Annotated in this window: 17 protein-coding genes; 4 read left to right on the top strand and 13 right to left on the bottom strand. The window is 62.2% G+C overall.

Annotation, left to right across the window (positions count from 1 at the left end; genetic code table 11):
* Positions 1-34: 34 nt before the first annotated feature.
* From modC to QWI20_RS23490, 4 genes are all read right to left on the bottom strand, one after another.
* Positions 35-1,123 (bottom strand): molybdenum ABC transporter ATP-binding protein, encoded by a 1,089-nt coding sequence (gene modC / locus QWI20_RS23505; protein WP_369307456.1) that lies wholly within the window; start codon positions 1,121-1,123, stop codon positions 35-37.
* A complete protein-coding gene (gene modB, locus QWI20_RS23500; protein ID WP_369307455.1) occupies positions 1,120-1,806 on the bottom strand; it encodes a molybdate ABC transporter permease subunit in 687 nt (228 codons plus the stop codon). Before modB ends, modC begins: the two co-directional genes overlap by 4 nt.
* Positions 1,807-2,574, bottom strand: a complete 768-nt coding sequence (gene modA, locus QWI20_RS23495) for a molybdate ABC transporter substrate-binding protein (RefSeq protein WP_369307454.1) — start codon at positions 2,572-2,574, stop codon at positions 1,807-1,809.
* A gap of 165 nt (positions 2,575-2,739) precedes the next feature.
* Positions 2,740-3,816 carry an NAD(P)H-dependent flavin oxidoreductase gene (locus tag QWI20_RS23490; protein ID WP_369307453.1) on the bottom strand — a complete coding sequence of 359 codons (1,077 nt, stop codon included), beginning with the start codon at positions 3,814-3,816 and terminating at the stop codon, positions 2,740-2,742.
* 92 nt (positions 3,817-3,908) lie between these two features.
* Here QWI20_RS23490 and QWI20_RS23485 point away from each other — a divergent pair, with 92 nt between their 5' ends.
* Both QWI20_RS23485 and QWI20_RS23480 read left to right on the top strand, forming a co-directional pair.
* Positions 3,909-4,547 (top strand): TetR/AcrR family transcriptional regulator, encoded by a 639-nt coding sequence (locus tag QWI20_RS23485; protein WP_369307452.1) that lies wholly within the window; start codon positions 3,909-3,911, stop codon positions 4,545-4,547.
* A 48-nt stretch (positions 4,548-4,595) separates the two neighbouring features.
* Positions 4,596-5,579 carry an MDR family oxidoreductase gene (locus QWI20_RS23480; protein ID WP_369307451.1) on the top strand — a complete coding sequence of 328 codons (984 nt, stop codon included), beginning with the start codon at positions 4,596-4,598 and terminating at the stop codon, positions 5,577-5,579.
* Here QWI20_RS23480 and QWI20_RS23475 read toward each other — a convergent pair whose 3' ends face one another.
* The 6 genes from QWI20_RS23475 to QWI20_RS23450 all read right to left on the bottom strand — a co-directional run bounded on the left by QWI20_RS23475 (position 5,580) and on the right by QWI20_RS23450 (position 10,963).
* Positions 5,580-6,023: an RES family NAD+ phosphorylase gene (locus tag QWI20_RS23475; RefSeq protein WP_369307450.1), complete on the bottom strand. Its 444-nt coding sequence runs from the start codon at positions 6,021-6,023 to the stop codon at positions 5,580-5,582. It abuts the gene before it with no gap.
* A complete protein-coding gene (locus tag QWI20_RS23470) occupies positions 6,023-6,472 on the bottom strand; it encodes an antitoxin Xre/MbcA/ParS toxin-binding domain-containing protein (RefSeq protein ID WP_282372338.1) in 450 nt (149 codons plus the stop codon). The genes QWI20_RS23475 and QWI20_RS23470 overlap by 1 nt, the downstream gene beginning before the upstream one ends.
* 145 nt (positions 6,473-6,617) lie before the next feature.
* A complete protein-coding gene (gene ada, locus QWI20_RS23465; RefSeq protein WP_369307449.1) occupies positions 6,618-7,739 on the bottom strand; it encodes a bifunctional DNA-binding transcriptional regulator/O6-methylguanine-DNA methyltransferase Ada in 1,122 nt (373 codons plus the stop codon).
* Between the two features lie 109 nt (positions 7,740-7,848).
* Positions 7,849-8,712, bottom strand: a complete 864-nt coding sequence (copD, locus tag QWI20_RS23460; protein WP_369307448.1) for a copper homeostasis membrane protein CopD — start codon at positions 8,710-8,712, stop codon at positions 7,849-7,851.
* Positions 8,713-8,716: 4 nt separating this feature from the next.
* Entirely contained in the window at positions 8,717-9,103 is a 387-nt protein-coding gene (copC, locus tag QWI20_RS23455) for a copper homeostasis periplasmic binding protein CopC (protein ID WP_192173942.1), read from the bottom strand.
* 222 nt (positions 9,104-9,325) lie between these two features.
* Complete coding sequence (locus QWI20_RS23450) at positions 9,326-10,963, bottom strand: methyl-accepting chemotaxis protein (RefSeq protein WP_369307447.1); 1,638 nt, start codon at positions 10,961-10,963, stop codon at positions 9,326-9,328.
* A gap of 637 nt (positions 10,964-11,600) precedes the next feature.
* Here QWI20_RS23450 and QWI20_RS23445 point away from each other — a divergent pair.
* Positions 11,601-12,923, top strand: coding sequence for an OprD family porin (locus QWI20_RS23445; RefSeq protein ID WP_369307446.1), 1,323 nt, complete (start codon positions 11,601-11,603; stop codon positions 12,921-12,923).
* Between the two features lie 218 nt (positions 12,924-13,141).
* Here QWI20_RS23445 and QWI20_RS23440 read toward each other — a convergent pair whose 3' ends face one another.
* The 3 genes from QWI20_RS23440 to gcl form a co-directional block, all read right to left on the bottom strand.
* Complete coding sequence (locus QWI20_RS23440) at positions 13,142-14,044, bottom strand: 2-hydroxy-3-oxopropionate reductase (RefSeq protein WP_369307445.1); 903 nt, start codon at positions 14,042-14,044, stop codon at positions 13,142-13,144.
* 130 nt (positions 14,045-14,174) lie between these two features.
* On the bottom strand, positions 14,175-14,957 hold the full coding sequence (gene hyi, locus QWI20_RS23435) for a hydroxypyruvate isomerase (protein WP_369307444.1): 783 nt from the start codon (positions 14,955-14,957) through the stop codon (positions 14,175-14,177).
* Positions 14,958-15,048: 91 nt separating this feature from the next.
* Complete coding sequence (gene gcl / locus QWI20_RS23430) at positions 15,049-16,824, bottom strand: glyoxylate carboligase (RefSeq protein WP_369307443.1); 1,776 nt, start codon at positions 16,822-16,824, stop codon at positions 15,049-15,051.
* 108 nt (positions 16,825-16,932) lie between these two features.
* On the opposite strand from gcl, the gene QWI20_RS23425 reads away from it, so the two are divergent.
* Positions 16,933-17,841, top strand: coding sequence for a LysR substrate-binding domain-containing protein (locus QWI20_RS23425; RefSeq protein ID WP_369307442.1), 909 nt, complete (start codon positions 16,933-16,935; stop codon positions 17,839-17,841).
* The last annotated feature ends 280 nt before the right edge of the window (positions 17,842-18,121 follow it).

Raw genomic sequence — 18,121 nt, 5'->3', positions numbered from 1 at the left:
ATAATTGCGTTTTGATGAGTGCGATGGATCGGGCCTAGGCCAGCAGCGCCACCGACTTGATCTGCGCCCACAGCCGTTGACCGGGTGCCAATTGCAGCTGATCCCTGGAATAGCGGGTGATCCGCGCCAGCAGCGGCGAGCCGTCGGCATCCAGGCGGACCAGCACATGGGCGGTGTTGTCAGCCGCGATCTCTTCGATGACCGTGACCGGCAGGCGATTGAGGATGCTGCTTTGAGCATCGGGTTGCAGGCTCAGGCTCACGTCCCGCGCCTGCACTTTAAGGCGCAGCGGCTTGCCGGGCAGCAATGCAGAGTGGGCGACGCGGATGCTCAGTTGGCTACGCGGCAGTTGAACGGTGATGAGCTGATACGCAGCGTCATAGGCCAGCACGCTGCCTGCGATGACCACGCCCGCGTCGTCGCCCATCGCCAGTGGCAGATCCAACCGCGCCAGGGTCTCGCCGATGGGCCCGCTGGCCAGCGCTTTGCCGTCGCTGAGCAGCACCAGATGATCGGCCAGTCGAGCCACTTCATCCTGCGCGTGACTCACGTAGATCACCGGAATATCCAGCTCGTCATGCAGACGTTCGAGGTACGGCAGGATTTCGCTCTTGCGTTGCGCATCCAGCGCCGCCAGGGGTTCGTCCATCAGCAGCAGGCGCGGGCTGGTCAGCAGCGCGCGGGCGATGCCGACCCGCTGACGCTCGCCGCCGGACAGCTTATCGGGCGCGCGGCTGAGCAGATGATCAATGCCCAGCAGCGAGGTCGCCTGTTGCAGCGTGATACGCCTGTCGCGCTCGGGGATGCGCTTGAGCCCGAAGCGCAGATTGCCCTCGACGTCGAGGTGCGGAAACAGGCTGGCTTCCTGGAACACGTAGCCCAGGGGGCGTTTGTGTGGGGGAAGAAAAACGTTGCTTGCACTGTCCTGCCAGACCTCGCCGTTGACGCGTATGTACCCGTCGGCCGCCTTTTCCAGCCCGGCGATGCAACGCAGGCACGTGGTTTTGCCAGAACCGGAATGGCCGTAGAGCGCCGTGACGCCACGACCGGGCAGGGTCAGGTCGACGTCCAGGGCGAACTCGGCGTAATCCACTTTGAGGCGCACTTCAATGTTCGCACTCATGCGCCGCTCCACGCCGAACGGGCCTTGCCGCTGGAGTACAGCGCCAGCAGCACCACAAAGGAAAACACCAGCATCGCCCCGGCCAGCCAATGGGCCTGGGCGTATTCCATGGATTCGACGTGGTTGTAGATTTGCGTGGACACGACCCGGGTTTTCTCCGGGATGTTGCCACCGATCATCAGCACCACGCCAAACTCACCGACGGTATGGGCGAAACCCAGAATCGCGCCGGTAATGAAGCCGGGGCGTGCCAGCGGCAGAATCACCGAGAAGAACGTGTCCCAGGGGCCTGCGCGCAACGTGGCCGCCACTTCAAGGGGGCGCGGGCCGATGGCGGCGAAGGCGTTCTGCAAGGGCTGCACCACGAACGGCAGGGAATACAGCACCGAGCCGATCACCAACCCGCTAAAACTGAACGTCAGCGTGCCAAGCCCAAGGCTCTGGGTCAGCTGCCCGATCGCGCCGTTCGGCCCGAGCAACAGCAGCAGATAAAAGCCGATCACCGTGGGCGGCAACACCAGCGGCAGGGCGACCACCGCGCCGATTGGGCCTTTCAGCCATGAGCGGGTGCGCGACAGCCACAGCGCGATGGGCGTGCCGACGATCAGCAGAACCACGGTGGTCAGGGACGCCAGTTTCAGCGTCAGCCAGATGGCCGCGAGGTCGGCACTGCCCAGCAGCATTTACAGCTGATACCCGTAGGACTTGATGATCGCGGCGGCCTGTGGACCCTTGAGGTATTCCATCAGCGCCTTGGCGGCGGCGTTGTCTTTGCCCTTGTTGAGGATGACGGCGTCCTGCTTGATGGGTTCATGGAGGTTGGCCGGAACGATCCACGCCGAGCCGCCGGTCAGCTTGCCGTCCTTGAACACTTGGGAGAGGGCGACGAAACCCAGCTCGGCGTTGCCGGTTTGCACGAACTGATAGGCCTGGGCGATGCTCTGGCCTTCGACGATCTTGCTTTTGGTCGCCTCGGTCAGGCCCAGTTTGTCCAGGGTCTGGGTGGCGGCGAGGCCATACGGTGCGGCTTTCGGGTTGGCAATGGACAAGTGCTGGAATTTGCCGTCCTTGAGCACTTGGCCTTTGTCGTCGACGTAGCCGTCTTTGGCCGACCACAGCGCCAGGGTGCCCACCGCGTAGGTGAAGCGCGAGCCTTTTACCGTCTCGTTTTCGCTCTCCAGTTTTGCCGGGGTGCTGTCATCTGCGGCGAGGAACACTTCGAACGGCGCGCCATTTTTGATCTGGGTATAGAACTGGCCGGTGGCGCCGAACGAAGCCACGAGTTTATGGCCCGTATCCTTTTCGAAATCCGTGGCGATGGCCTGGATCGGCGCTGTGAAATTGGCCGCGACGGCCACCTGGACTTCATCGGCAAACGCTGTACCCGACGACAGCGCGACGAAGGCGATGGCCAGTGAGGTGAGGGTGAAGCGGTGTGAAACTGCGCGCATGGAACGGCTCCGGGGTGGCGAACGGGGTGTGGTAAACGGGGGTGAGGAAGAACGCCAACCGGACACCGGTCAAACGCTATGCAGCGAAATATATAGCGAGTCTTCCCTGCGCGGAAGCCGGATCTTGCCGCGCTGCGTTTTAAATCGGCGGCTTAAGGCCCCGGTTTACCGCCCGGCCAGCCGCTCCAGGGCGCCGATGGCCATCGTCCGGGTGAGTTCTTCCGCCGACAGCGAGTGCTTGATGCCCACCGCCTGACCCGCCCAGAGGTTCATGAAACCGTCGTCGCCCCGGGCTTCGGCCTTGCTGCGCAGCGGCATCAATGCGCCGCCGGCCGTGGGGAAGGCCGGCGCGGCATCGGCCATGGGCCCGATGTCACCCATGATGCGGTTGACGATGCCCCGAGCCGGGCGACCGGTGAAAATGTTGGTAATGGCGGTCTGGCTATCCTGCGCTCGGCTCAGTGCCGCCTGATGCAGCGCCGAGGTTTTGGCTTCCGGGGTAAACAGATACGCGGTGCCGATCTGAACCGCTGACGCGCCGAGCATGAACGCGGCGGCGATCCCGCGACTGTCGGCAATGCCACCGGCGGCAATGACCGGAATCCTCACAGCATCGACAATCTGCGGCACCAGCGCCATGGTTCCGACCTGGGTGTGAAGCTGATCGCTGAGGAACATCCCGCGGTGACCGCCGGCTTCGTAGCCCATGGCGATGATCGCATCGCAGCCCCGCGCTTCTAGCCACACCGCTTCTTCAACCGTCGTTGCAGATGACAACACCTTCGCGCCAGTCGCCTTCACCCGCGCCAGCAGCGCAGCCTCGGGGAGACCGAAATGGAAGCTGACCACTTGAGGCTTCAGTTCCTCGACAAGTGCGCAAGAGGCCTCGTCGAACGGCGCGCGGTTGGAGGTGGGGGTGGGAGCGTCGAATTCTGCACCCAGTTCGTCGTAATAGGGCTTGAGCAGGTTTTTCCAGTCTGCATCCGCCTGCGGATCGGCGGGCGGAGTCGAGTGGCAGAAGAAATTCAGGTTCAGCGGCGCATGGGTGCCCGCGCGTATTCGCGCCACTTCTTCGCGAATCTGCGCCCGGGTGAGCATGGCGCAGGGCAGCGAGGGCAGGCCACCGGCTTTGCCGACCGCGACGGCCATCGCCGAGCCGGACGCACCGGCCATGGGTGCTTGGAGAATGGGCAGTTCGATGTCCAGCAGTTTGAGCAGGCGGGTGTCGGGCCAGGCGATCATCGGCAGAGTCTCCATAGCGAAAAGGCTGTTAAAAAGCAGCACTTGAAACGTTGCGGTTGATTTAATAGACGCTCGGTCTAATATGCAACCCCATGAACGACATCATTGCAAAACCCAGACGCCCCGGCCGTCCACCCAAAGTGGCGCGCCCCGATGACTTCGACACCCGCGAAGCGCTGATCCGTTGCGGCGTTGAAATACTGACCGAGCAGGGCTTCATGGCCACAGGCATCGACGGCATCCTCAAGCGCGTCGGCGTGCCCAAAGGCTCTTTCTACCACTACTTCGCCAGCAAAGAGGTGTTCGGCCTCGCGGTGCTCGACAGCTACGCCGGCTACTTTGCCCGACGCCTTGATCGCTGGCTGCTGGATAAAACCCTGTCGCCGCTGGAGCGGCTGGCCGGGTTTGTTCAGGAGTCAAAGGTCAACATCGCCCGCTATGAGTTCCGCCGCGGCTGTCTTGTCGGCAACATGGGTCAGGAAGTGAGCGTGCTGCCAGCGGGTTTCCGCGAGGCGCTGGAAAAGGTTTTCCTCGATTGGCAGGCGCGCCTGACGGTGTGCTTCAAGGCGGCGATTGCCGCAGGCGAACTGCCGGCGCGCACCGATTGTTCAGAGCTGGCAGCATATTTCTGGATCGGCTGGGAGGGCGCCGTGCTGCGGGCTCGACTGGTGCAGAACGAGCAGCCGCTCAACACCTTCATCATCGGATTTCTGCGCGGCTTGCCGCGCTGATGTTTTCAGGTTTGGTTATAGACGAGCGGTCTAAATAGGAGAGGGTCAATGTTCAAAGGCATCCTGATCAACAAAGACGACAACGGCTACCGCGCCGAGCTGGCAGACATCGATGACAGTCACTTGCCCGAGGGCGACGTCACGGTGCGCGTCAGCCACAGCACGCTGAATTACAAGGACGGTTTGGCGATCACCGGCAAAGGGCCGATCGTGCGGCAGTTCCCGATGGTGCCCGGCGTGGATCTGGCCGGCACCGTCGAGGACAGCAGCGACCCGGACTTCAAACCCGGCGATCAGGTGTTGCTGAACGGCTGGGGCGTGGGGGAAGGCCATTGGGGTGGCTTGGCACAGAAGGCGCGGCTGCAAGGCAAATGGCTGATCCCGCTGCCGAGCGCCTTTACACCGGCGCAGGCCATGGCCATCGGCACGGCGGGCTACACCGCGATGCTGGCGATCATGGCACTGGAGAAAAACGGCGGGACGCCGGACAAGGGCGAGGTGCTGGTGACCGGGGCCAACGGCGGTGTCGGCAGTTTCGCCATCGCGTTGCTGGCCAAGCTCGGTTATCGCGTCGTAGCCTCCACCGGCCGCGTGAGCGAGAGCGAATACCTGACGTCCCTCGGCGCCGCTGAAATCATCGACCGCGCGACCCTTGCCGAGCCCGGCCGCCCATTGGCCAAAGAGCGCTGGGCCGGGGCAATTGATTCAGTGGGCAGTCACACGCTCGCCAATATCTGCGCCAGCACACGGTATTGGGGCACGGTGGCGACCTGCGGACTGGCCCAGGGCATGGACTTTCCGGCATCGGTGGCGCCGTTCATTTTGCGCGGCGTGACCCTGGCCGGTATCGACAGTGTGATGCGCCCGCGCCAGGACCGCGTCGACGCCTGGGCGCGTCTGGCCCGGGATCTCGATGTCTCGCTGCTGCCGTTGATCAGCCGGGAGATCGGTTTGAGTGAAGTGGTTGAAACCGCGCAGCTGCTCATGGACGGGCAGGTGCGCGGCAGAATCGTGGTCGACACCCAGCGCTGATCAGCCGCAGGCGAACGGGCGCACGTCGAGCACCCTGACCTGCGCCATGGCCGGGTGACGGGGGTTGAGCAGCAGGTTGCGCGTGTGGGTGATGATTGCGGAGGGCACGATCAAACCCAGTTGCTCACGCCGCTCCAGCCAGGCGCTGCCGAAATCCATGCTGGGCCGGTCTGCCGGCGTGACCTCCCAGCCGGGCGGCAGTTGGGCGAGGGCAGGCTGCCAGTACAGTGCCGGGTCATCCGGCAACTGCAGGTGAACCAGCTGGAAACCCGGCTGCGGCAGGCTCGCGCACTGGACGAGGGTGTCCAGCGCGCAGCCTGACGCGCTCAGCGCCAGGTATACCGCAGGCTGGTCGGCATGATTCCAGCGCCCGCCGAATTGCGCGGCGCCCGTGCCGGACAGATCGTTCGCGGCATTTGCCTTGCTGATCCTCCAGGCCTGCATCAGACGACCCCGCCGTGCTGCAAGGCGCTGAGCACCCGACGTGCCTGGCGCGCGCCGATCTCGGTTTCGCACAGGGCAATGGGCGTCTGCCCGTTGAGCGCGCGGTTGGACGCGATCATCCAGCGGCGGGCGGTGTTCTGGTCTTCGAAGAGTTCGGCGGCGTGGGTGGCGAGGGCGGCGACCCGGTCAAGGCGTTCGGAGCCGACGATGTCCAGCGGCCGTTGCTGACGCTGGCGGCGCTCCAGGGTGGAGACCGAGGTTGCCAATAAGGCTTCGAGCTGGCTGTTGCTGAGGCGAAAGGCATTGCGCAGCACCTTGACCCAGCCGGGCGGGAAGCCCGAGCGGATGTAGTCCAGCCGTTCGGTTTCGTTGCGCGCGTTGAGCTGGTCGGCGATCAACCAGAATGAGGGGGCGGTGTCGGTTATCGCTGCTTGAAGAGTCGAAGGCACGTCCATGCTCCTTGTGAGATCCGGTGAAGGGACCTTACGCCGCTGTGAGGGTTTCTCAAGCGAGAAGCTGTTACCGGCGTTTGCATGCTCGGGGCTTTTTGCGTGCTCGGCTTCTTTTGTAGGACCGGCTTCAGCCGGGAAGCTTCTAGCGAGTCTTTGCCACGTTCACTGCCGGACCGGATGTTTGCTCCGCTGCTCGACCCTCGCGATCAAGAAGCGCGCGCTTGCGCTCGACACCCCAACGATAACCCGACAACGCGCCATCGCTGCGCACCACGCGGTGACAGGGAATCGCCACGGCAATGCGGTTTGCCCCGCAGGCCAGGGCAACCGCACGACTGGCGGTCGGCGCACCGATTTGCCGGGCGATTTGTGCGTAACTGGCGGTCGTGCCCGGCGGTATCTGCGTCAGGGCCTGCCACACCCGCTGCTGAAACGCCGTGCCCTGCAAATCCAGTGGCAGGTTCAGGCCCAGCTTCGGCGCCTCGATAAACCCCACCACCTCAGCCATGAGCCGCTCGAAGTCGGCATCGCCGCCGATCAGCGTGGCGCTGTGAAACTGATCCTGCAAGTCTTGCACCAATCGATTGGGGTCATCGCCCAGCAGAATGGCGCACACGCCGCGCGCACTCCGGGCCACCAGAATCGCACCGAGAAAGCACTCGCCGACGGCGAAACGAATCTCCAGCGCGGCGCCGCCCTTGCGGTAGTCGGTGGGGCTCATGCCCAGCAGTCCGGCACTGGCTTCGTAAAAGCGGCTGTTGGAATTGAAACCGGCGTCGTAGAGGGCGTCGGTGATGCGCCCGCTGTCCGTCAGTTTGCTGCGCACCTTGTCGGCGCGGTGGGCATTGGCGTAGCCCTTGGGTGTCAGGCCGGTGACGGCTTTGAACACGCGGTGGAAATGCCAGGGGCTCATGCCGGCGTGGACGGCCAGCTCGGCGAGGGTCGGCAGCAACTCCGCGTCGGCGATCAGTCGACAGGCGCCGGCGACCACGGCAGCATGCCGCTCGGCCAGACCGGTGCGGTCGGCGGCGGCGCGTTTGCTCGGGCGAAAGCCGGCGGCCTCGGCCTCGGTGGCAGTGTCAAAGAACACCACGTTTTCCGGGCGTGGCAAGCGTGCGCTGCTGCTCGGACGGCAGTAGACGCCGGTGGTGCGTACCCCGTAGACAAACAGCCCGTCGGCGCTGGCGTCCCGGGACAGCACGGCGCTCCAGCGCGGATCGAACTCGACGCTTTCGGGTGATGGATTACGCGGCTGGCGGCTCATTGGCGGCGGCTCTCTGACGGTTCACTGGCCTGTACGTTAGGCGCTGCGATGGAGGACGACACTCCGAGTCTTGCGTTCAAACTCTTGTACGCAGGGCCTCGCATTCAAATCAGCCCAGCATCGGCGGCAAGGTGCCGAGCAACGACACCGCGGCCAGCGCACCTGCACCTAGCAGGCATTCCAGAAACACGCTCAGCCGCAGGCGCGCCACCGGCAGATCGACCGAGTGGGCCAGTTGCCGGTTCAGCGCCGCCAGCACCAGCATACCCAGCACCATCACGACTTTGACCGCCAGCACCAGGCCAAACCCGGCAAACCCAGGTTCAGGCCAGAACCCGCCGCTGAGCGCACGAACGTTGATGAGGCCCGTGGCGATGATCACCGCCACCAGCCCGTAACCGATGCCACTGAAACGGCGCAACACCGCCGCTAGATCGACGCCATGATCAGCCCTCAGCAGCCAGGCCAGCATCCATAACCCGCCGAGCCAGGTGCCGACGCCGAGCAGGTGCAGCATCTGGTTGAGGATCAACAACTGGCCTTTCAGCCCGTCAAACATCGCGCCGTGACCGACTGGCGCCAGCGTCATCAGCAACAGGGTATTGAGGACCAGCATGACCCTCGGCTTCGCCCGGTGATTGAGGATGACAACCAGCGCGTTCAACAACAGATGGACGATCCACACGTGACCGAACCAGGTATTGCCCAGCACCAGTCCGACAGTAGACGGATCAATCGCGCTGCTCCAGTCACTGCTCAGGTAAGCAGCCGTCAGCATCAGCCAGGCCACTGCGCTCGCCAAGGCCACAACGGCAAGCCAGCCGAGCAGTCGACTCAGCGGAGGTCCCGCCGGGCTGGCCTCAAAAGGCAGCAGATGCGGGATAAATAACAGCCACCGGAACGCGCCGATCCCGAACAGCAACAGCACTGCGCCGAAGTGGATGAACCGGCACAGGATCAGTCCTTCGTGCATGGGGTTATGGCGTCACCTGAAAGCGATAGGTGCCTTCGCTCTTGTGGGTGTCCACCGACACGGCGTGCCATTCCACCTTGTATTTGCCCGGGACCATCGGCACGGCCGGGGTCACGATCAGGACTTTCTTGTCGTTGGGATCGGTTTCGACGTTGCGCGTCTGGATGATTTCAGTCGGTGTATCGGGCGCGTCCAGGCTGATCACGACTTTGGTGAAGGTGTCTTCGACGCCCTCGGAGAAGATCAGGCGCAGCTCTTTGGGTGCGCTCACTTCACTGTCGGCAGCCGGCTGCTGGCTTTCAAGATGGGCGTGGGCGAAGGCGGCAGTGGAGGTCAGACAGGCCAGCAGGGACAGGCAGGAGAGGGCGTGCTTGAAACGGTGGGCAGACATCGGCGGGACCTTTGCTAGGGCGGCAGTTGCAGCGAATGGATGATGGAATCGACGGCAGTCGACTCGCGATGATCGGATCGCTACTAGACCAGAAAGTGCAGAAGGACTCCAGCGATTAAGCCGGCGGCGGCGTCGGAATCAAGACGTCTTTAAAGAGGAAACCAGGGTGGCGGGGTGATGGCGTAAATGGCTGCGTCGCCTGAACGACGCAGCCTTGCAGGCTCAGACCTTGAAGAAGCTCACGCGGTCGGTGAGCACGTCGGCAAGGGTCGACAGCTCGCGGCTGGAGCGGGCGACCTGATTGGAGCCGACCGCAGTTTCCAGTGCGGAATCGTGGATGCGGTTGATGTTGACGCTGACGTCATCGGCCACCGCCCGTTGCTGCGCGGCGGCGCTGGCGATCTGCGCGTTCATGTCGTTGAGCGCGCCGACTTCGTGGCGGATCTTCACCAGCGCGGTTTGCGCTTCGTGGGTCTGCTCGACGGTGCGCTGGGCCATTTCGCGGCTTTCGCGCATCAGGTCGGCGGTCTTCACCGCACCCGTTTGCAACTGCCCGACCATGTCGCGGATTTCCTGGGTTGATTCCTGAGTGCGATTGGCCAGAGAACGAACCTCGTCGGCGACCACGGCGAAACCGCGGCCCGCTTCACCGGCGCGGGCGGCCTCGATGGCGGCGTTGAGCGCCAGCAGGTTGGTGCGTTCAGCGATGGAGTTAATCACCGCCACCACGTTTTCGATGGCGCGGCTGTCGCTGGACACTTGCCCCACCGAGTCAGCGGCGCTTTCCAGCTTGCGCGCCAGTTGGTCCATCGCCTGGGCGGTGCCTTCGACCACGCGCTTGCCGTTCTCGACTTCCTGGTCGGCGTTCTGGGTGGCATTGGCGGCCTGATTAGCGTAGCCGGCGACTTCTTTTACAGTGGTGGCCATCTGATTGATCGCCGTCGCCATCTGTTGGGTTTCGCTGGCCTGCAGGCGCATCTGCTCGCTGTTGCTGTCGGAACTGGACAGCAACTGCGCGGAGGAGTGGGTCAACGCTGCGGCGGCAGAGCGTACTTCGGTGATGGTGGCCGACAGGTGCAGGTTGGTCGCCTTGAGCGCACCCATTACGCTGTTGGGGTAGGACGTTTCAATATTGTCGGTCAGTTCGCCGGCCGCCAGACGACGGATCGAAGCCGCGACCTGGTGGGGTTCGGCGCCGAGGGTCGACTTGAGGCTGCGGATGATCAGCAGCGAGGCGATGATGCCCAGCACCACGGCGATGCCGGTAGCCAGCAGCATCAGCGAAGCGAATTGCGAGGCCGTGGCTCGGACCGAAGTGATGTGCCCGCCAATGGACGCTTCTTCGAGGTCAATCAGTGCGTTGATGCGGGCGAGCCAGTCTTTGTAGGCGCCGGACACTTGCTCCATCAGCAGCGTCTGGGCCTGGTCGATCTCGCCTTGCTGACGCAGCTTCAGCAGTTTATCGGTGGCGCTCAGTGCAGTGCGTTCGGCCGTCTTGATGTTGGCCAGCAGCTCCTGCTCACGGGGCGACGCACCCTTGGTCTGGTAGATGCGGTCCATGGGCGCGGCCGAGGCTTGATAAAGACCGTCCAGGCGCTCGATGTCACGCAAGTGGGTGGCGAGGCCTGCGTCAGTGCGCACCAGCACAACATCGCGCAGGGCAATGGCGCGGTCATGCACGCTGCCGCGGAAGTTGATCGCGTAGCGCTGTTTGACGGTGGCGTCCTCACTGACGTCGGTCAGGGCGGATTCCATCAGATGAACCCGGTTGACGCCCACCAGCGTGACGAGAATCATCAGCGCGAGGACAAGCCCGAAGCCCAGTCCCAGGCGCTTGGCAATCGAAAGATCTTTGAACATGACGTGCACCTGAAATGAAGGCGTTCGTGATATTAGAACGCTATTACTTGGTGCGCTTTATATCGGAGTTTCCAGAGCGGTGCCGAAATATTTTAACTATTAAAGCAATAGAGTCCGTTGGTCCCTTTAGAGGGAATTTTTCCGCCGTTGGGTGTTCGTGAAAGTGCCGCGAACGTCTGGCAGAACCCGGGCATAAAAAAAGCCACCGCACTGACGTGAGGTGGCTAAAAGTCTTACCAAAGGAATGATGAAGCGGAGCATGATTCGATTGCCTGACGCTGCGGAGTCATCCGGCAATGGAGTCGTGTTCTTCATCGCCGACGACGGTAACACCCGTTCAAAGTTTTCGACTATTACGAAGGTTGATAGTGACTATCAAGACTCGTTGGGAATCCTGCCGGTCGGATAGTGCTACAAGAATTTCGGCCTTCAAGTGCGTGGTATAACCTGGCCTGAACGCGCATCAACAATAATCAATGTGCTCCATTGGCTGGAACAGCCGTCCAGTCACTGGCATGTGTGTTTCGCTTCCATCTGCCGCAACGCCCGCTTCAGCGCTGAATCGTCGTGTGAACTTTAAACAGTGCCCTGCATCGGGGGCGCACGCGCTGGGCCTTAATCGAGACAGGGGATAACAATGACTTTCGTGAAATGGAATCTGATGACGCTGGCGGTTTCGCTGGGCTTCAGTCAATTGGCAACGGCAGCAGTTGTCAGTGATCAATCGGAGGCCAAGGGCTTCGTCGACGACAGCAGTCTGACCGTTCACCTGAAGAACTACTATTTCAACCGGGACAATAAAAACGGCAAGGACGACAGCAAGGACTGGACCCAGGGCGTGCTGGGTAATTTCAGTTCCGGCTTTACCCAGGGCACCGTGGGTTTTGGCGTTGATGCCTACGGTTACTGGGGCCTGAAACTGGATGGCGGTGGCGGGACCACCGGCACTGGCAACCTGCCGGTGGACAGCCATGGCAATCCCCAGGATGAATACGGCACGGCCGGCGGCGCGCTGAAGATGCGCATCTCGAAGACTGAATTGCGCTACGGCAACCTGCAGCCCCAGGCGCCGGTGTTTGCCGCAGGTGGCTCGCGCCTGTTCCCGCAAACCGCGACCGGTTTCAACGTGCTGAGCAGCGACATCGCCAACCTGGAACTCGACGGCGGCCACTTCACCGGCAGCAACGGCCCGATCACCACCAACAATGATCACGGTATCTGGGCGGCGTATGCCAACGTCGAAGCCAGCAGCATTGACTACGCCGGCGGTAAATACGCGCTCACCGATAATCTGTCGGTCAGCCTTTACGGCTCGGACCTCAAGGATGTCTGGCATCAGTACTACGGCAATGCCAACTACACCGTGCCGATCTCTGATCAGCAGTCGTTGAACTTCGATTTCAATATCTACCGCACCAACGACAGCGGTGCCGCCAAGGCGGGCGATATCAGCAACACGACCTGGTCGCTGGCGGCGGCCTATTCATTCCTGACCGCTCATACCGTGACCCTGGCCTACCAGAAAGTGCATGGCGACACGCCGTTCGATTATGTGGCCTTCGGTAATAACGGTGCGGGCGACACCGGCGACTCGATACTTCTCGCGAACTCGGTTCAGTATTCCGACTTCAACGGTCCGGGGGAAAAGTCCTGGCAGGCGCGGTATGACCTGAACATGGCGAGTTACGGCGCGCCGGGGCTGAGTTTCATGGTCCGTTATATCCACGGTGACGACATCGATGGATCCCATATTCCGTCGAACAGCACTTACACCGGTTATGGCGATGACGGCGACCATCACGAAACCAACCTCGAGGCGAAGTATGTCGTGCAGTCCGGGCCGGCGAAGGATTTGTCCCTGCGCATGCGTCAGGCCTGGCACACCGCCAACGGCGATCAGCCTGACGGCGACGTGAAGGAATTTCGTTTGATTGCCGATTATCCGATCAATATTTTCTGATCGGGAGGCGGGTGATGTGAATCCCCGCTGCATAAGAAAGCCAGGCTGTCCGAAAGGAAGCCTGGCTTTTTTGCTTTTGTCACTGGCCGGGATATGTATCAGCAGTGCCGGGCTCTTCCCGGCTAAAGCCGGTCCCACACAGTGCATGCCGCTGCTTTTAGTGGGACCGGCTTCAGCCGGGAAGGGGCCGGTATGGACGACACACCTCTCAATGCCAGTCAGTCAGGCCTGTGATCCCCACGAATCGAAAAATTCGCCATGTGTTCCAGCCCCTTGATCAGCCCCGAGTGATCCCAGCCACTCCCGCCCAACGCCGCGCAGGTGCTGAACACTTGCTGGGCGTTGGCCGTATTGGGCAGGTTCAGGCCCAACTCCCGCGCGCCTTCCAGGGCCAGGTTCAGATCCTTCTGATGCAGCGCGATCCTGAAGCCCGGGTTGAACGTCCCTTTGATCATCCGTTCGCCATGCACCTCAAGAATCTTCGACGAAGCAAACCCGCCCATCAATGCTTCGCGCACCTTGGCCGGATCAGCGCCGTTTTTCGACGCAAACAACAGGGCTTCGGCCACGGCCTGAATGTTCAGCGCGACGATGATCTGGTTAGCCACTTTGGCGGTCTGGCCGTCTCCGTTGCCACCGACCAGGGTGATGTTCTTGCCCATGGTCTGAAACAGGGGCAGGGCGCGCTCGAACGTCGCCTGCTCGCCGCCGACCATGATGCTCAGCGTGGCCGCTTTGGCGCCGACTTCACCGCCCGACACCGGCGCGTCCAGGTACTGCGCCCCGGTGGCGTTGATTTTCTCGGCGAACGCTTTGGTCGCCGACGGAGAGATCGAACTCATGTCGATGACGACTTTGCCGGAACCTGTGCCTTCGCTCAGACCGTTTTCGCCAAACAGCACGTCGTTGACCTGCGGGGTGTCTGGGAGCATCACGATGATGAATTCAGCCTCTTGCGCCACCTCCCGCGGGTTGGCCAGCACCGTCGCGCCGCCGTCCACCAATGACGCGGGCGGGGCAATGAAATGCCGGGAAAGAATCAATTGATGACCTGCTTTCTGCAGGTTTTCTGCCATGGGCAGGCCCATGATGCCGGTGCCGATAAAACCGATGTTAGCCATAGAAGATGCCTCTGGTTGTTGTTGGGGAGCAAGCGGCGAGCGGCCAGCTTCAAGCCGCAAGCTAGAAGCCTGACTGCGTTCGTCCGGCTGGCAATGCTTGAAGCTTGAGGCTTGAAACTTGCCGCTGACCTCAGATCAAATTATGGGTCTTGAGCCATCCAAGCCCGGCTTCGGTCGTGGTCAGCGGCTTGTATTCACAGCCGATCCAGCCGCGATAACCCAGCCGGTCCAAGTGCTTGAACAGAAAGCCGTAGTTGATCTCGCCAGTGCCCGGTTCGTGGCGCCCCGGGTTGTCCGCCAGTTGCACGTGACGGATCGCCGTCAGGTGGTTTTCAAGGGTGTGGGCCAGGTCGCCTTCCATGATTTGCATGTGGTAGATGTCGTATTGCAGCGACAGATTGCGGCTGCCGACCTTCTCGCGAATCGCCAGCGCCTGGGCGGTGGTGTTCAGGTAGAACCCCGGAATGTCCAGGGTGTTGATCATTTCCATGACCAGATCGATGCCCTGGGCTTGCAGGCGATCGGCGGCGTATTTGAGGTTGTCGACGAAGGTCTTTTCGATTAGCCCGTCGTCGAAACCCTGGGGCTTGATACCCGCCAGGCAGTTGATCTGGGTGTTGCCGAGGACCTTGGCATAGGCGATGGCCAGATCGACGCCAGCATAGAACTCCTCGATCCGATCAGGATGGCAGGCGATGCCGCGTTCGCCCTTGGCCCAGTCGCCCGCTGGCAGGTTGAACAGCACTTGGGTCAGCCGGTTGCGGTCCAGCTCGGCTTTGATCTGGGCAGAGCTGAAGTCATAGGGAAACAGGTACTCCACGCCGCTGAACCCGGCGTCGGCGGCGGCTTCGAAACGCTGCAGAAATTCCAGTTCGGTGAACAGCATCGACAGATTGGCGCATAAACGGGGCATGACGTACTCCTTGTTCGTGTTCCGGGTTCGTGTTGGGAGTGCTTGTTTGGAGTTGTTGTTTGGAGTGCTTGTCTGGAGTAGCCGAGCGCGATCAGTCCAGCAGGCTGATGGCGGTGGGGGCGTCGGCGCGGCTCTCGGCCAGGGACTCGAATTCATTGATGGCGTTGATCTCGGTGCCTATCGCAATGTTGGTGACGCGCTCGAGAATGATCTCCACCACCACCGGCACGCGGTACTGCTGCATCAGGCTCGACGCTTCGGCGAAGGCGGCCTGCAGGTGCGCCGGGTCAAGGACGCGGATTGCCTTGCAGCCGAGGCCTTCCGCAACCGCGACGTGATCGACGCCATAGCCTTCCAGCTCAGGCGCATTGATGTTGTCGAACGCCAGCTGCACGCAGTAATCGATGTCGAAGTTGCGCTGGGCCTGACGGATAAGCCCGAGGTAGGAGTTGTTCACCACCACGTGGATGTACGGCAGCTTGAACTGCGCACCGACGGCCAGTTCTTCGATCATGAACTGGAAGTCGTAATCGCCGGACAGCGCAACCACCTGGCGGCTTGGGTCGGCCTTGACCACGCCCAGCGCCGCCGGAATGGTCCAGCCCAGCGGCCCGGCCTGACCGCAGTTGATCCAGTGCCGCGGCCTGTAGACGTGGAGGAATTGCGCCCCGGCAATCTGCGACAGACCGATGGTGCTGATGTAGCAAGTGTCCTTGCCGAAGTACTGATTCATCTCCTCGTACACCCGCTGCGGCTTGACCGGGATGTTCTCGTAATGGGTCTTGCGCTGCAGCGTGCGCTTGCGTTCCTGGCAGCTCGCAAGCCATTCACTGCGGTTCTTCAGCTTGCCGGCGGTGTGCCACTCGCGCGCCACTTCGATGAACATCGCCAAGGCTGCGCCGGCGTCGGAAACGATGCCCAGATCGGGCGTCAGCACGCGGCCGATCTGCGTCGGTTCGATGTCGACGTGGATGAACGTGCGCCCTTCGCTGTACACCGACACGGTGCCGGTGTGGCGGTTGGCCCAGCGGTTGCCGATGCCGAGCACCAGATCGGACTCCAGCATCGTCGCGTTGCCGTAGCGGTGAGAGGTCTGCAGCCCGACCATGCCGGCCATTTGCGGGTGATCGTCCGGGATCGTGCCCCAGCCCATCAGCGTCGGGATCACCGGAATGCCGGTCAGCTCGGCGAACTCCACCAGCGCGTCCGACGCATCGGCGTTGATGATGCCGCCGCCGGCCACGATCAGCGGACGCTCGGAGGCGTTGAGCATCGCCAGGGCTTTTTCAATCTGCTTGCGGCTGGCCTGGGGCTTGACCACCGGCAGCGGTTCGTAGGCGTCGATGTCGAATTCGATCTCGGCCATCTGCACGTCGAACGGCAGGTCGATCAACACCGGGCCGGGCCGGCCGCTGCGCATCAACTGAAAGGCCTTCTGGAACACATACGGCACCTGGCCCGGCTCCATGACCGTGGTCGCCCACTTGGCCACCGGCGCTGCGATGCTGGCGATGTCCACGGCCTGGAAGTCTTCCTTGTGCATCCGTGCGCGCGGCGCCTGGCCGGTGATGCACAGAATCGGAATCGAGTCGGCAGAGGCTGAGTACAGACCGGTGATCATGTCGGTGCCGGCCGGGCCCGAGGTGCCGATGCACACGCCGATATTGCCGGCGATGGCGCGGGTATAACCCTCGGCCATGTGCGAGGCGCCTTCGACGTGGCGCGCCAGCACGTGGTCAATACCGCCGAGTTTCTTGAAGGCGGCGTACAGCGGGTTGATCGCGGCGCCCGGAATACCGAAGGCGGTGTCGACGCCTTCGCGACGCATCACCAGAACGGCGGCTTCGATGGCTCTCATGACGGTCATTTGTTAGTCTCCTGAACTCGATAGTTTTTGTACGTAAACAGCCTGATTTGAATCCGATGTTTTGTGAATGGCTGTTTTTATCCGTTCTATCGGTATCTGGAGTATCGAATGGATCGCTATAAGGAATTGCGCAGCTACGTCCTGGTGGCCACCCGTGGCAGTTTTGCCGCCGCGGCGCTGGTGGAGGGGGTGACGCCGGTGATCATGGGCCGGCGCCTGAGCGCGCTGGAGGATCGCCTGGGCGTAAAGCTGATTCATCGCTCGACGCGGGGCCTGACCCTGACCGATGCCGGCGAGTCCTATCTGGAAAACGCCAAGCTGGTGCTGCAGTCGTTCGAAGAATTGGACGCCAGCATCAGCGAGAACGAAAGCAGCGTGCGCGGGCATCTGGTGGTTTCGGCGCCGGCGGGGTTTGGTCGTCAGCACGTCGCGCCCCATGCGCCGGAATTTCAGGCGCGGTTCCCGGATTTGCAGCTGTCATTCAACCTCACTGACAACGTGGTGGACCTGGTGCGTGAGGGTTATGACATGAGCATCCGCATCGGCGAAGTGCTGGACCCGAACTACGTCGCCATCAAGCTGTACGCCAACAAACGCGTGGTCTGTGGCTCGCCGGCGTATTTCGCCGAGCATGGGTTTCCCCAGGTGCTTGAGGATCTGGCGCAGCACAATTGCCTGTCGTTCAACCTGCAGGGCGGGCAGCATCGCGGCTGGACGTTTCAGCGCGAGGGCAAGCCGGTGGCGATCAAGGTCGTGGGCAATATGTATTGCAACGATGGCGAGCTGTTGTACGACTGGGCCAAGCGCGGGCTGGGCCTGAGCTGGCGCTCGACGTGGGAGATTCAGAACGAGGTTGAAAGCGGCGCGCTGGTCACCGTGCTGGACGAATTCGCCTTGCCCAGCTACGACATCCAGGGCGTGTACCCGCAGCAGCATTACCTGCCGGCGAAAGTGCGGTTTTTTATCGCGTTTCTGAAAGAGGTGTACAACCGGCCGGGGTATTGGCGGCAGGGATGAGCTGTGATCCCCGAAGCACCCAAATCAAAAGCTTCCCGGCTGAAGCCGGTCCCACAGGTCGTGCGCGGTCGGTAGGACCAACTTCAGTCGGGAACAGGCCAGAAAGCACACGATGCTTTTGGTAGGACCGGCTTCAGCCGGGAACAGAACGCGCACGCTGCTTTTAGTGGGGCCGGCGTCAGCCCGGCACGGGGCCGAACAGTGGCGGTAAATATGTTTGTATACCCCACCTATTAAAAGCAGAAAACCGGCACACCAAATCCGACCCAGGGACCGAAAA

The organism is Pseudomonas sp. W2-17, from assembly GCF_041060445.1.
GTDB lineage: Bacteria > Pseudomonadota > Gammaproteobacteria > Pseudomonadales > Pseudomonadaceae > Aquipseudomonas.
The sequence above is the reverse complement of the archived record's forward strand: the minus strand, read 5'-3'. Positions and strand labels throughout refer to the sequence as shown.